Genomic DNA, 14,420 nt, shown 5'->3' with positions numbered 1-14,420 from the left:
TTTTCCCCAGCGCACTCCCCCAGCGCCTCTGAGCGTTCTTCGGCACTGTCTCTGTTGAGTTCCCGGTTAAAGCACAGATGCCGGTAGCCTCATGGACTACCGGCATCTGCCGCAATACTATGCTGTTTACTTCGCTGCGAAGATTTCGCGCATCAGGTTTGCAGCCTCGGAGGGGGTCTTACCGACCTTCACGCCTGCTGCTTCCAGAGCTTCCTTCTTCGCCTGAGCGGTACCGGAGGAACCGGAGACAATAGCGCCTGCGTGGCCCATGGTCTTACCCTCAGGAGCGGTGAAGCCTGCAATGTAACCAACGACGGGCTTGGTCACGTTTGCCTTGATGTACTCTGCAGCACGCTCCTCAGCGTCACCACCGATCTCACCAATCATGACGATTGCTTCGGTCTCGGGGTCAGCTTCGAAAGCTTCCAGAGCGTCGATGTGGGTGGTGCCGATGATGGGGTCGCCACCAATACCGATAGCGGTGGTGAAACCAATGTCGGACAGTTCGTACATCAGCTGGTAGGTCAGGGTACCGGACTTGGAAACCAGACCAATCTTGCCCTTGCCGGTGATGTTCGCCGGGATAATACCAACCAGGCACTCCTCGGGGGAGATGATGCCGGGGCAGTTGGGGCCAATGATGCGGGTGATCTGCTTGCCGTTCTCGTCCACGGATGCCTTAGCAGCTGCCCAGAACTCTGCGGAGTCCTGAACCGGAACGCCCTCGGTGATGACGACGACGAGGCCGATCTTAGCCTCGATAGCCTCGAGAACTGCTGCCTTAGTGAAGGCCGGGGGAACGAAGACGATGGAGACGTTCGCGCCGGTCTTCTCCATAGCCTCAGCTACGGAACCGAAGACGTCCAGCTCGATGTCGGAGCCGTCCTTCGCCTTGTGGGTGACGGTGGTACCAGCCTTGCGAGCGTTCACGCCGCCCACAATGTTGGTGCCTGCTGCGAGCATGCGTGCGGTGTGCTTGGTACCCTCGCCACCGGTGATGCCCTGAACGATGACCTTGGAGTCCTTGTTCACAAAGATAGACATATTACTTCCTTGAAATCCTTTGCTGGCGATTACGCCTTGTGAGCGAGCTCTGCTGCCTTGTCAGCGCCGGAGTCCATGGTCTCAGCCAGAACAACCAGCGGGTGGTTCGCCTCGGAGAGGATGCGGCGACCCTCAGCAACGTTGTTGCCGTCCAGGCGCACAACCAGGGGCTTGGTTGCTGCGTCGCCCAGAATCTCCAGAGCCTTCACAATGCCGTCTGCCACTGCGTCACATGCGGTGATGCCGCCGAAGACGTTCACGAAAACGCTCTTGACCTGCTCGTCGCCCAGAATGATTTCCAGACCAGCAGCCATAACCTCAGCGGACGCGCCGCCACCAATATCAAGGAAGTTTGCGGGCTTGACGTTGCCGTGGTTCTCACCAGCGTATGCAACGACGTCCAGGGTGGACATAACCAGACCTGCACCGTTACCAACGATGCCGACCTCGCCGTCCAGCTTCACGTAGTTCAGGTCGAACTGCTTTGCCTTAGCTTCCAGCGGGTTCTCAGCGGACTTGTCCACGAGAGCCTCGTGCTCGGGCTGGCGGAATTCTGCGTTGTCGTCCAGGGAGACCTTGCCGTCCAGGGCGAGGATGGTGCCCTCGGGGGTCAGAACGAGGGGGTTAACCTCAACCAGGGTTGCGTCTTCCTTGGTGTAGACTTCGCCCAGCTTAACGAGAACGGGAACAACCTTCTCCTGCAGTTCTGCGGAGAAACCTGCTGCCTTAGCAATTTCCTCAGCCTTAGCCTGGTCCAGGCCAACCAGCGGGTCAACCTCGATCTTTGCCAGTGCCTCGGGGCGCTCAGCAGCGAGCTGCTCAATTTCCATACCGCCTTCTACCGAGCACATTGCCAGGTAGGAGCGGTTTGCACGGTCCAGCAGGAGGGAGAAGTAGTATTCTTCGGCGATGTCTGCGCCGTCAGCGACCAGCACGCGGTGAACGGTGTGGCCCTTGATGTCCATGCCGAGAATTGCCTTAGCGTGCTCGTAAGCTTCTTCGGGGGACTTTGCGAGCTTAACGCCGCCAGCCTTACCGCGGCCGCCGGTCTTAACCTGAGCCTTAATGACGGTCAGGCCGCCAATTTCCTCAGCTGCTGCCTTTGCTTCTTCAGGGGTGGTCGCAACAATGCCCTTGAGCACGGGTACACCGTGCTTTGCGAAGAGCTCGCGCGCCTGGTATTCGAAAAGGTCCACAGGTGTCCTTCTTCTTCGAAGTGGTGCCGAGTACTGGTGCACTCGGCCTGGTCATTAGAGGAGGTTCCCCCGTGTGGTCAGTACGGTGCGATAGGGGTCTCTCGCACCCGGCGCACACGCATCATTGACGCGGGGAATTTCTCTCGTCTCTACTCTATCGGATTCGGCGTGAGCTCGCACTCACAGAGCCCCAAATCTGAGATTTTAGCGACTCAGCTCACAAATATTTTGGGTATGTTCTACCCAAAGGGTGTGTACCGGGCAACTAACCCGAACTCGCACTCCCCCATCCGCCGCGAAATACCGGCGAACATGCGGCGTTTACCGCCGTGCTCTGCAAAGCCCCGGCCACCTTCTCAGCAGGCGGACAACACGCCCGGTACAGCGCACAAAAGAGAGGCGGGCACCCTCAGGTACCCGCCCTTCCATCTGCGTTGTTAGGTTCGCACGCCTGACGCGTTAGCCCACCTTCTCCAGCGGCGCATAACGCAGTAGCAGACGCTTCTCTTCCGAACCGAAACGGACCTTCGCCACGGTCTTATCGCCGCTACCCTCAACGGCGAGCACGCGGCCCTCACCGAACTTGGTGTGGCGCACGGTATCGCCGACCGCCAGAGTCGGGATCTCCTTGCTCTGGTGCACGCGGGAACGGTTCGTCACCTTCGAGGTGGCCGCCGCCAGCCCGTAGCCTGCCGAGCCGTTAATATCCGCGGTGGACGGCTCAGAACGGCGTGCGGGGCGGGACTCGTAGGGATCGTATGAGCCGCGCGAGCCAGCGGAACTGTAACCGCCCGAGCCGTAACCACCCGAGTAGCCGCCGGAACCATAGCCGGAACGGGAACCGCCCGAATAGCCGCCACCGTACGAGTTACCGTAGGAGCTGCCGCCATAGGAACCGCCACCGCGAGCGCCGTACGCACCCATGCCGGAGGTGCCAAAGCCCGAGAAACCGGCGGTGCGCTTCCACTCAATCAGCTCCTCCGGGATTTCCTCCAGGAAGGGCGAGGGCGGGTTGAACTGGCTCTTACCCCACATGGTGCGGGTTTCCGAGCGGGTCAGGTACAGGCGCTCCATGGCGCGGGTCAGACCCACGTACGCCAGGCGGCGTTCCTCGCTCATTTCCTTCTCATCGGTCAGGACGCGCTGATGCGGGAACAGACCGTGCTCCATGCCGGTCAGGAACACCACGGGGAACTCCAGGCCCTTGGCGGTGTGCAGGGTCATGAGGGTGACCATGCCCTGCGCCTTCGCCTCAGCGGCTTCGGCGGCAATCTGTGCGGCGGAGGCGTTCTCACCCTCTGCGCTGGCGGGGCGGTTCGGAATCGAGTCGGCATCGGCGACCAGAGCCACGTGTTCGAGGAACTGCTCCAGGTCGGCGCCGGGGTTCTCGGTCTCGAACTCGACCATGGCGTCAAGCAGCTCGGAAAGGTTTTCCACGCGCGACTCGTCCTGAATGTCCTTGGAGGCGCGCAGAGCCGCCAGGTACCCGGTCTGCTCCAGGACCGCTTCCAGGCAGGTTGCGGCGGGTTCGGTGCGGGCGATCTGCGCCAGGTCGTCCATGAGGCGCACGAACTCGGCGTACTTCTTGACTGCGGCGGCCCCCAGGCCGGGGATGTCGGCTGCCTGGCGTGCGGCGGCGTAGAAGGAGATGCGGTTCGCACTCGCGTACTCCGCCACCACGGACTCAGATTTGGCACCGATACCGCGCTTGGGTTCGTTGAGGATGCGGCGCACGTTCACGTCGTCATCGGGGTTGCTCAGGGCGCGCAGGTACGCCAGCGCGTCCTTGATTTCCTTACGCTCGTAGAAGCGGGTACCACCGACCACGCGGTAGGGCAGGCCGGCACGCATGAGCATGTCCTCGAGGGTTCGGGACTGCGCGTTGGTGCGGTAGAAGATTGCGACGTCACCGGGCTGCACGCCGTGCTCATCGGCAAGGCGGTCAATTTCGCGGGTGATGTAGCGCGCCTCGGCGTGTTCGGATTCGGCGACGTAACCGATGATTTTCGCACCCGCGCCGGAGGCGGTCCACAGCTTCTTGGGGCGACGGTCGGGGTTGCGTTCAATGACCGCGTTCGCCGCCGAGAGGATGTTCTGCGTGGAACGGTAGTTCTGTTCCAGCAGGATCGTGTGGGCGTTCGGGTAGTCCTTCTCGAAGTCCGTAATATTGCGGATATCCGCGCCACGGAAGGCGTAGATGGACTGGTCGGAGTCACCCACCACAGTCAGCTCGGCAGGGGGCACGGCGTCCGGGTAGGGGCCGCGGTCAGCCGGTGCCTTCGTGTGGGCGCCGACCAGTTCACGCACCAGCTGGTACTGGGCGTGGTTGGTGTCCTGGTACTCGTCCACGAGGATGTGGCGGAACTTGCGGCGGTAGTAGTTCGCGATTTCGGGGAACTTCTCGAGCAAGAAGACGGTGCGGCCAATCAGGTCGTCAAAGTCGAGGGAGTTGGCGGCGCGCAGACGCTGCGTGTAGACGGTGTAAATCTGCGAGATGGTCTTCTCGTACGGGTTATCGCTCGCCACGCGGGATGCGTACGCTTCGGCGCTGACCAGCTCGTTCTTCAGCGCGGAGATACGGTTGCCCACGGCTTTGGCGGTGAACTTCTTGGTGTCCAGGTTGAGCTCTTTAATGATGAGGCTCAGCAGGCGCTGCGAGTCGGTCGAATCGTAGATGGTGAAGGTGGACTTCAAACCCAGGGCGGCGGCCTCACGGCGCAGCACGCGCACGCAGAAGCTGTGGAAAGTAGAAATCCACATGTGCTTGGCGCGCGGGCCAACCAGTGCCTCAATACGTTCACGCATTTCGGCGGCAGCCTTGTTGGTGAAGGTGATGGCGAGAATCTGGCCGGGGGTCGCGCGGTGGGTTGCGAGCAGGTAGGCGATGCGGTGGGTGAGCACGCGGGTCTTGCCGGAGCCGGCGCCCGCGACAATGAGCAAGGGCGAGCCGGAGTGCAGCACGGCTTCTTCCTGGCGTTCGTTGAGCCCTGCGGTGAGTGAGGTAGGGTCCACGGCGTTGAGGCTGTGGGCGCGTTCGCCGTAGGGGTCGGCGGGGTCGAAGTCATCGCCGTAGCCACCGACGCGGTAGGCGGGCGGCATGAAGTCGCCGAGCGGGTCTGCGGCGGTGAAGGCTGCGGGTGCGCCGGGTTCAGGAACGGGCGCGCTGGTAGCAGGGGTACCGTAGGCGGGCATGCCGGTGGGCAGGGCGGCGGGTACGTCCTGTGCGGGTTCCTCCATCACCGGAGCATTCATCACTGCGGCGTCCATGGGAGGGGCGTAGTAGTCGTCCTCGGCAGGGGGCACGTCGTAGTAGGGGTCGAAGGGCGGCTCGTCATCCGCTACCGGTGCTGCGGGGGTGACGAGTTCGGCGGCGAACAGGCCGTCCTGTTCGGTGAAGGGCTGCTTCTGCTGTTCGGGCTTGTCGCTCATCATCTACCTCGCTGCCTAGAATACACGTTCGATATTCCATGCTACCGCATTTGCTCCGCGGCTCCCACCCGCTCGGTCATCCGCCGCACGTCCTATATCGGCAACGGCACACCGGTGGCGCAGAATAGTCATGCTAGGATGACCGCATGACCCAGACCTTACCTCCGAGCCTCTCAATAGCCCTATGGTGCAATGGCTCAGCCGACGAAGCCGCACAATTCTATACCAGGGTTTTTCGCGATGCTTCCATCATGGAACAGGTGCCCGGACTCACGACTCTAAGCATCCATGGCTTCCAGCTCTCGCTCATTAACGGTGATGACCGGTACGTCCCGAACCAGTCCATCAGTTGCATCCTAAACTTTGACCCGCTCCTCTTCGGTGGTGAGGCGCAAGCGCGAGCATACCTCGATGAACTCTACGAAGAGCTAAGTACCGGCGGTGTGCTGATGGAACTGGGTGAGTATCCTTTCTCCCCACGCTACGCCTGGGTGCGTGATCGTTTCGGCATGACCTGGCAGCTGATGCTTACCAATCCTGCAGGCGACCCGCGACCCTTCGTCGTGCCTTCTTTCATGTTTGGCGGCACGAATCACGGCAATGCAGAGGAAGCCACCAACGGCTGGATTTCCATGTTTGATGATGCCCGCCGCGGCACCCTGTACCACTATCCGGAAGGTAGCCCCTTTGAGGCAGATGCGGTCATGTTTACCGACTTCAACCTGCATGGCACCTGGATGGCGGCTACTGATTCCGGTACTTTCCACGATTTCACATTCACGCCGGGGGTTTCGGTAGTTCTTTCGTGCCGTACTCAGGAGGAGATTGATTACTATTGGGAGCAGCTCTCGGCTATACCTGAGGCGGAGCGTTGCGGCTGGTGTGTAGATCGCTGGGGTATTTCTTGGCAGGTTGTCCCGCACAATATTGCTGAGCTGATGGCGGATAAGGCCGCTCGCGAGAAGATCCTGCTGATGGGCAAGATTGACCTGTCTCAGCTATAACAACGTGTTTTCTTGAGTGCTCGTTACGTGCCGAAACAGAGAAACCGCCCGCGCCTGCCAATGCAAGCGACGGGCGGTTTTCTCGTACCGGCGTGACTACCGATTCTGTGTGCCCCCGAGACGATTCGAACGTCCGACACCTTCTTTAGGAGAGAAGTGCTCTATCCCCTGAGCTACGAGGGCGTACCTATCCAGTATAAGGCACCCCGCACCGCGAGTCCGCACAGCCTGTGTTCACCGCCCTGTGTTCACCGCCTGAGGACACCCGCACCCGGCGGCAGAACCGCTCCTACAATGTACGAATGAGCATCTACATTGACCCGCCCATCTGGCCCGCGCACAGCACCGTCTTCTCGCACCTCATTTCGGATGTGTCCCTGACGGAACTGCACGAGTTCGCCGCAGCGGCGGGCATCAGTGAGCGTGCCTTCGACCGCGACCACTACGACGTTCCGGCGCACCTCTACGAGGATCTAGTACGGGCGGGCGCGAAGGAGCTCAGCGGCGCGCAGCTGACTCGCACGCTCATTGCGAGCGGTCTGCGGATTCCCCTGAAGGAGCGCCCCGAGAAGATTCGCCCGCGTCTGCTTCGCGCCTGGGAGGCAGCGTTTACACCCCGCCTCAAGCGCATGGAGGTTCCTGCCGAGCTGCGGGCTCAACTCACGGCGCAGGTAGCGGAACTGGGTGAGAGCCTGCTACAGGCGTGGGAGCAGCCGCACCGCGCCTACCACCACAGCGGGCACCTTTCGCAGATGCTCACCGATCTGGACCGCCTCTACGCACACCGCACGCAGGGTTCTACTCCCCTGGCGTTGGTTCTGGCGGCGTGGTTCCACGACGCGGTCTATGAGGGTGCACCGGGTGAGGATGAGCGCCGTAGCGAGCAGCTGGCGAGCACCTCCCTGGAGCCGCTGGTTACCGCGGGTCTGCTCACCGGGCACGAGCTACAGATGGTGAGCCTTCTGGTGCGTGCCACGGCAACCCACGAGTTGCCCGAGTCTGTCGACCTACCGGCGGGCTATGAGCCGGCGGATATTCAGTTTTTCCTCGATGCCGATATGGCTATCCTGGCGGCTGATTCGGCACGCTACCACCGCTACCTGCGCGGGGTGCGTAGCGAGTACTCCCATTTTGACGATGAGGCGTTCCGCACCGGTCGTACGACCTTCCTGCGTTCGACCCTGGGGCGTAAGCGTATCTTCCTCTCCGAACAGGCTCTGCAGCTCTGGGAGGAGCCCGCGAGGGCTAATCTGAGTGCTGAGCTCAGCGAGTGGGCTCAGGACCCGCAGGGGCTTCTGCAGGCTCTCGCGTCCTAGCCGCATACACCTAAAACACATACCGCCGAGAATGCGCCCATACTAAGGTGCGTTCTCGGCGGTATTTTCACGGAATCTCTCGGGTACGCAAAAAGCGCCCACCCCGTGCGGGGTAGGCGCCTTTTGAGAAGTATGTTGGGCTAGGCCCAGCTCTTATGCGCTAAGGCTTAGAGAGCGGTGTAGTAGCCGTCAACGGACATCCAGGAAGTGGGGTGCACCAGGGTACCGTTGGTGGGGTTCAGAGCGGAAATCATCTTGCCGTCGCCCAGGTAGATACCAACGTGGCTGTAGCCGTTCTGGAAGACGATGTCGCCGGGCTGGGGGTTAGAGGTCGGGCGCAGCTCGTTCTTCATTGCGTAGGTGAAAGCGGTCAGCTTGATGCCGTGCTGAGCGAAAACCCAGGAGGTGAAGCCGGAGCAGTCCCATGCACCGAAGGTCTTGCCGCCCCAAACGTATGCGCCGCCCAGGCCGCTCATTGCGGTTGCAACGATTGCGTCGCGGGAAGCGTTACCGGTGGAAGCGGAGGAAGCTGCGGGTGCAGCGGGAGCCTCGGTTGCAACGGGTGCAACGTAAGCCTGCTGGGTCTCAGCCTGGGGTGCTACGTAGGCGGTCTCAGCTGCGGGTGCAGGAGCTGCTGCGGGAGCAACGTAGGTCTGCTGTGCCTGAGCCTGGGGTGCAACGTAGGTGGTTGCGGGGGTGTTGTAGCTGGTGTAGTCGAACTCGTAGTTGGTGTAGTCGTAGGACAGATCAGCAGCAGCGGGGATCTGTGCAAATGCGTTCGCGGGAACGGTCGAGCCGAGCAGGATTGCGCCTGCTGCGAGGGTTGCACCTGCGGTACGTACGATCTTCTTAGCCATTGGTAATTCCTCCATTGCCTGACGAGGTGAGCTGTCGGGCTCGAGCATGGATTCGCTCGGCCACCGAAGTGACTTAGCCCCGAGGCTTCTCGATTGAGATGCCGTATCCCAGCTTGGGGATTGGGTCCCCCGCTTCTGCCATATTGGGTAGACGTTCATCGAAGCGTTGGCAGAACTCAGCGGAACCGCTTCGACGGTGCCCTCTTACGATGAGGATTTGGGCACAGAAACGAGAATACACAGAAAACTCCCAGTTGTCACTTCATTCGGGCTTAAATTTTGGACTTTCACCCTGGGGGGAAAACTTGGCACTCCAGGCGTTTGACCCCCTCTCAATGGAACCAACAGGTACCGTTTAAGGCTCTTGACTAGGTGTTTCACAAGGATGCACATTCGCTTTTAATGCACCAGCACCCCTTAAGGACAGGGTTCAAAACTCTTAAAAATGACCCTTATCTCTTAAATGTCCGTTCTCAGAGATTGCTCAAACATCGGCGTTTCCCTCAGTTTCAACCTTAGATTTAAGCGAAAAACCCGAAAAATGCACTCAAGCGCAGTTGCTAAAACTCTGAGAGAGGAGTATATGCGCCCGCGCACATGACCAAACTCTGAAATACCCCACCCACTAGGCACCTCAGCCTCCCGAAGCCTCCCCCGCAAGCCTCCCCCGCAAGACCGAGCAGCCCTAACACGTGCACAAAAACGGTGGCACCGCCTCCACAAAGGAAGGCGATACCACCGTTTAGCATGAACTGGGTTAGCAGACTCTCAGAATTAGAGCTTAGAGGTTGCCGCCGCGCTTGACCACGATTGCGTTTGCCACGTCCATATCCAGGGAGAGGGTGTCCTCTTCGCCATCAGCGTGAACAATCACGTCATCGTTCTGGCCGGCAACCACGGACACCGAAGCGCCGTAGACAATACCTGCGTCAGCCAGCAGCTTCAGCAGCTCAACGTCAGTCTGAATGGACTCAGGGAAACGAGAGATAGTGAAACGGTCCTCGGGACCGGAGTCGCGTGCCGCCAGGGACATGGGCACGGTACGCTCGTCGTTCTTCTCACTACTGTGGCCCAGATCCTCCAGGCCGGGGATAGCGTTGCCGTACGGGGAGAACTTGGGGTCCTTGAGCATCTCCAGGATGCGCTTCTCCACCTTGTCACTCATGACGTGTTCCCAGCGGCATGCTTCTTCGTGCACGTACTCAAGTTCCAGACCAATAATGTCGGAGAGCAGACGCTCAGCCAGGCGGTGCTTACGCATCACCTCGACCGCCTTGTGGCGGCCTTCCTCGGTCAGTTCGAGGTGGCGGTCCGGCTCAACGGTGAGCAGGCCGTGCTTCTCCATACGTGCCACAGTCTGGGAAACGGTCGGGCCGGAGTGCTCGAGTCGTTCAGCGATGCGCGCACGCATGGGGACAATACCCTCTTCCTCCAGTTCGAGGATGGTGCGCAAATACATCTCTGTGGTATCGATGAGGTCTGTCATATATCTCTCCCAGCTTTCACCGCAACAGTACTTAGATAGCACTGCCTAAGTCGTTACTTATTCAATAATCTATTATGTACTTTTTCAGCGGCTTTTGCCACGGCTTAAGTTATTGAGTCGTCCAATGAAAACTCATTGGACGACTCAAGACACCTTATATATACGCTTTTGCTAACCCACCCCTTATTAAGAGGAGTAGACGGTAGGCTTACTCTGCGGACTCAGCCTCGATAGTTTCTTCTACAGCGGATTCGTTCTCTGCAGATTCGTTCTCAGCGGACTCAACAGACTCACCAGATTCAGCAAATTCAGCAGACTCAGCAGATTCCTCTGCCTCAGTATCCTCAGCAGAGTCTGCGTTTTCCTCCACGGCGTTCTCCTGCAGGTCCTCGGGGCGAACGCGGTCAGCCCACGGCACCCAATCCGGCGCAATGAGCGCGTCGTCGCCGGGCAGCAGGCCCACCTCGCAGATCGTTGCCACGCGGGAGCGAGGCGCACGCGAGAGGGTCGCGAACCAGAACCAGCCGCGGTAACCGGGCAGGGTGCACTCGAAAAGGTGAGTGCTCAGACGCTCTTCCTCGGCGCGCACGTGGTGCACCAGGCCGATAGCGTGTGCCGGGGCGATTTCCTGAACGCCCTGCAACGCCACATCCTTGGCGGCGGCAAGAATCTCATCCACCTTGGAGGTGCGGCGCAGCTTGTGCGGAACACCCAGGGAGGGGGCGCCCACCTCTTCATCCAGCGGGGTGAAGGGGTCGGGGGTGGAGTCTTCGTTCTGTGCGGTTTCTTCGGCAGCAGATTCCTCAGAGGTATATTCCTCGGATGCAGATTCCTCAGCGGGCGTATCAGCCGCCTCAGTCTCCTCAGCGTTCACGGAGGGCTGAGTCTCAGCAGGTACAGCGCTACCCTCGTCGGTGCTCTCAGGCGCGGCAGAAGGCGCAACGGACTCTGCAGGCGCGTCAGTAGCGGGCGTAGTTTCGGGGAGCAGTTCAATAACCTGTTCAGACATACCCCTATTAAAGCATCTCGCGTGCGCAAACATTGCGGCGCCCGCCCCAAGCTTCGCATACGCTGTGAATTTGAGTCTCAAACCGCTAAATCTGGGGCTTCGCCCATTAACAGCTGTGTGTGAGCTGATACGGTTAAATTTATGAGTAATGAACCCGTACAGGACACGCGCAGTACCGCAGACCAGGCGCCCGCTCCCCTTCCCTACGCCGGAGCTATCCGTTGGCTCGGCGCGGCAGGTGCGCTTCTCGCCCTGATTTGCCTGCTCACCGGAGTCGCCATGCTCGTGATGAAATGGGTTGGGGTAGCGCCGCCCGCCCTCATGAGCCAGATTCCGCTGGTCCTCCTACCCGTCGCCTTTATCGCACTCATGGCCGCACTCATCCTGTCGGTCATGCGCCGCAACAAGGCATAAAGATTTGAGCCGCAAGCTCACACACATCATTCACTTATCAAGTACAGCCTGCCATTCAGAGAGAAAGATAGAGTATGTCTGCTGAAGCAAAACTCCTAGTCGTCGATGACGAGTTCAACATTCTTGAATTGCTCGCCACCTCCCTGCGTTTCGCCGGTTTTGAAGTAGTTACCGCCGGCAACGGCCGCGAAGCCCTCGAAAAGGCGCACGCCGAAAACCCCGACCTCATTGTCCTGGACGTTATGATGCCCGGCATGGACGGCTTCGAGGTGACCCGCCGCCTGCGCGAAAACGGCACCACCACCCCCGTGCTCTTCCTGACCGCAAAGGACGCCACCGAAGACAAGGTGACCGGTCTGGGTGCCGGTGGTGACGACTACGTCACCAAGCCCTTCTCCCTCGACGAGGTAATCGCCCGCATCCGCGCCATTCTGCGCCGTAGCCGCAGCGTCCAGGAAGAGGACGACGCCGTACTGCGCGTTGACGCCCTCACCCTGAACGTGGACACCCACGAAGTGTTCCTCGGTGACGAAGAGATTGACCTCTCCCCCACCGAGTTCAACCTGCTGCACTACCTGATGCTCAACGCCAACCGCGTGCTGTCCAAGGCGCAGATTCTCGACCACGTGTGGGAGTACGACTTCAACGGCGACTCCTCCATCGTTGAGTCCTACATTTCGTACCTGCGTCGCAAGATCGACAACAACCGTGAAAACCACGAACCGCTCATCCACACCAAGCGCGGTGTGGGCTACATGATTCGCGGTTCTCGAGGCTAACGTGGCGCTCAAACCCCTCGACCGGATCCCCCAGTCTCTTTCCCTTCGCACCCAGCTGGTACTCATTACCTCCATGCTCATCGCCCTCTCCATTGCGGTGACGAGCCTGGTGGCGATTTCCGCTCTGCGCGCCCAGATGGTGCACCAGCTGGACGAAGAGATGAAGAACAGCGCCCCCTCACTCGTGCAGCTGGCGACCGTGCGCCCCTCCGGCAATCAGGAACAATCCCTGAGCACCTACCGCCTGTACCTGCTCGACAAGGACGGCAACGTACTGTACTCGCTCAAGTCCGAGGACAGCGAACAGTTCAGCGAGCCGGCGCTGCAGGGCTGGACCGAAGAGAAGGTTCGCAAGCAAAACGAGGAGGCGGTCACCGTCAATTCGGTGGGCAGCTCCTCCGATTGGCGCGTGCTCGCCGTGCCCATTGAAGCCAACGACTCTTCAGGCTTGCCGGAGGCGGCTTCCCTCATCATTGCCATGCCGCTGAAACAAACGAACCAGGTGGTCGCCCTCGTGGGCGTGCTGACCTTCGCGTTTGGTTTGGCGACTCTCGCCTCCGCGATTGCGATGACCTGGGTGATTGTGACCCGCACCTTCGAGCCGCTGGCTCGCGTGGAGCAGACCGCCGCCAAGATCGCTGCCGGTGACCTCTCTCAGCGTATTGAGGACTACAACCCCAGCAATGAGATCGGTAACCTCGCGGTTTCGCTGAACACGATGCTCACCCAGATTGAAATGCTCTTCAAAGCCCGCGAGAAGAGCGAGGCAAAAATGCGCCGCTTCGTGGGTGATGCTTCGCATGAGCTGCGCACCCCGCTGGTCAGTATTCGAGGCTACTCGGAGCTGTACCGTCAGGGCGCGCTACCGACCGATGAGGCCGTCGCTACCGCGATGAGCCGCATCGAATCGGAGTCCAAGCGTATGGGTCAGCTCGTGGAAGACCTGCTGACCCTGGCGCGTATTGATGAGCGCCGTGAATCCAAGCTGGCACCCTTCGACCTGTTCAACCTTGCGGTGGACGCAAGTAACGACGCCTACGCTACGGCACCCGACCGTGCGGTGTCCCTGGTGGGTCTGAACGAAGAGGTGGCACCTACCTCCGCAACCGTGCTCGGCGACGAATCGCGCCTGCGTCAGGTCGTGGCGAACCTGCTGACCAACGCCATGCGCTACACCCCCGACGGCTCTCCCCTGGAGATTGCGGTGGGCGTACGCGAAGAGGTTCACGGCTTCCCGCTGTCCGTGCTGGAGGTGCGCGACCACGGCCCCGGCATTCACGGCGAGGACCGCGAGCGCGTCTTCGAGCGTTTCTACCGCACCGATGCTTCACGTTCGCGTGAGACTGGTGGTACGGGTCTGGGTCTGTCCATTGTGGCTGCGATTATCGAGCAGCATGAGGGCAGGATTCACATTGAAGAGACCGATGGTGGCGGCGCTACCTTCGTGATTTCTTTGCCGTTCTATCCGCCGCCCGTCTCGGACGATCAGCTGATGAAGTAGTACTGATGCATAAACCCCCGGATTGTGGAACTTGAGTGTTCTGCGGTTCGGGGGTTTTGCTGTGCGCCGGAGGCGGGACTATATCGCGGCGGGGCGATAACTCGCGGCAGTGCGAGTGAGGAGAGCGCGGGGAGGAGAAGCTGCGCGGCTCAAGAACAGCGGGGGCAACCTCGTGTGCGTCATGGCGGCGTCATTTTCGGGAGGGTTTTCGATTTTTTCGAGGTTCTGGAGTGAATCTGGCGGGTTTATCCACAGATTTATCGAAACATCATTTTTTAGCTTATTTGATGCATTTTGAAAGATATAGTGATAACAAGCTTCCGGTCAGGAACTCAACCCTTCCAGAGATCCACACCCCAAGCGCCACCACGGGGCAACCGCCCCA

Annotated in this window: 11 protein-coding genes, 1 tRNA gene and 1 riboswitch; of the genes, 5 read left to right on the top strand and 7 right to left on the bottom strand. The window is 60.2% G+C overall.

What is annotated here, in order from left to right:
• Positions 1–126 precede the first annotated feature (126 nt).
• The 3 genes from sucD to HMPREF2980_RS00760 all read right to left on the bottom strand — a co-directional run bounded on the left by sucD (position 127) and on the right by HMPREF2980_RS00760 (position 5,672).
• A complete protein-coding gene (gene sucD, locus HMPREF2980_RS00770) occupies positions 127–1,044 on the bottom strand; it encodes a succinate--CoA ligase subunit alpha (protein ID WP_049340934.1) in 918 nt (305 codons plus the stop codon).
• A gap of 29 nt (positions 1,045–1,073) precedes the next feature.
• Entirely contained in the window at positions 1,074–2,240 is a 1,167-nt protein-coding gene (gene sucC / locus HMPREF2980_RS00765) for an ADP-forming succinate--CoA ligase subunit beta (RefSeq protein WP_005504561.1), read from the bottom strand.
• A gap of 459 nt (positions 2,241–2,699) precedes the next feature.
• Positions 2,700–5,672: a UvrD-helicase domain-containing protein gene (locus HMPREF2980_RS00760; RefSeq protein WP_070689764.1), complete on the bottom strand. Its 2,973-nt coding sequence runs from the start codon at positions 5,670–5,672 to the stop codon at positions 2,700–2,702.
• Positions 5,673–5,815: 143 nt separating this feature from the next.
• On the opposite strand from HMPREF2980_RS00760, the gene HMPREF2980_RS00755 reads away from it, so the two are divergent.
• Positions 5,816–6,673: a VOC family protein gene (locus HMPREF2980_RS00755; protein ID WP_049348934.1), complete on the top strand. Its 858-nt coding sequence runs from the start codon at positions 5,816–5,818 to the stop codon at positions 6,671–6,673.
• Positions 6,674–6,783: 110 nt separating this feature from the next.
• On the opposite strand, the gene HMPREF2980_RS00750 is transcribed toward HMPREF2980_RS00755, so the two are convergent.
• A tRNA-Arg gene (locus HMPREF2980_RS00750) sits at positions 6,784–6,856 on the bottom strand.
• Positions 6,857–6,975: 119 nt separating this feature from the next.
• On the opposite strand from HMPREF2980_RS00750, the gene HMPREF2980_RS00745 reads away from it, so the two are divergent.
• Positions 6,976–7,989: a DUF4031 domain-containing protein gene (locus HMPREF2980_RS00745; RefSeq protein WP_070689762.1), complete on the top strand. Its 1,014-nt coding sequence runs from the start codon at positions 6,976–6,978 to the stop codon at positions 7,987–7,989.
• Between the two features lie 167 nt (positions 7,990–8,156).
• Here HMPREF2980_RS00745 and HMPREF2980_RS00740 read toward each other — a convergent pair whose 3' ends face one another.
• From HMPREF2980_RS00740 to HMPREF2980_RS00730, 3 genes are all read right to left on the bottom strand, one after another.
• Positions 8,157–8,846: a C40 family peptidase gene (locus HMPREF2980_RS00740; RefSeq protein WP_070687141.1), complete on the bottom strand. Its 690-nt coding sequence runs from the start codon at positions 8,844–8,846 to the stop codon at positions 8,157–8,159.
• Positions 8,847–9,006, bottom strand: a riboswitch (cyclic di-AMP (ydaO/yuaA leader).
• A 621-nt stretch (positions 9,007–9,627) separates the two neighbouring features.
• Complete coding sequence (locus HMPREF2980_RS00735) at positions 9,628–10,332, bottom strand: iron-dependent transcriptional repressor DtxR (RefSeq protein WP_049340926.1); 705 nt, start codon at positions 10,330–10,332, stop codon at positions 9,628–9,630.
• Positions 10,333–10,540: 208 nt separating this feature from the next.
• Positions 10,541–11,341, bottom strand: coding sequence for a DUF3027 domain-containing protein (locus tag HMPREF2980_RS00730; protein ID WP_246823619.1), 801 nt, complete (start codon positions 11,339–11,341; stop codon positions 10,541–10,543).
• A 141-nt stretch (positions 11,342–11,482) separates the two neighbouring features.
• Between HMPREF2980_RS00730 and HMPREF2980_RS00725 the strand changes: the two genes are divergently transcribed.
• The 3 genes from HMPREF2980_RS00725 (at position 11,483) to HMPREF2980_RS00715 (ending at position 14,035) form a co-directional block, all read left to right on the top strand.
• Positions 11,483–11,755: a hypothetical protein gene (locus HMPREF2980_RS00725; RefSeq protein ID WP_070634936.1), complete on the top strand. Its 273-nt coding sequence runs from the start codon at positions 11,483–11,485 to the stop codon at positions 11,753–11,755.
• A gap of 74 nt (positions 11,756–11,829) precedes the next feature.
• Complete coding sequence (locus HMPREF2980_RS00720; protein WP_005504528.1) at positions 11,830–12,534, top strand: response regulator transcription factor; 705 nt, start codon at positions 11,830–11,832, stop codon at positions 12,532–12,534.
• Between the two features lies 1 nt (position 12,535).
• Positions 12,536–14,035 (top strand): sensor histidine kinase, encoded by a 1,500-nt coding sequence (locus HMPREF2980_RS00715; RefSeq protein WP_070689758.1) that lies wholly within the window; start codon positions 12,536–12,538, stop codon positions 14,033–14,035.
• Positions 14,036–14,420 lie beyond the last annotated feature (385 nt).

It is taken from the genome of Rothia sp. HMSC076D04, from assembly GCF_001814645.1.
GTDB classification, from domain to species: Bacteria; Actinomycetota; Actinomycetes; order Actinomycetales; family Micrococcaceae; genus Rothia; species Rothia mucilaginosa.
The sequence above is the reverse complement of the archived record's forward strand: the minus strand, read 5'-3'. Positions and strand labels throughout refer to the sequence as shown.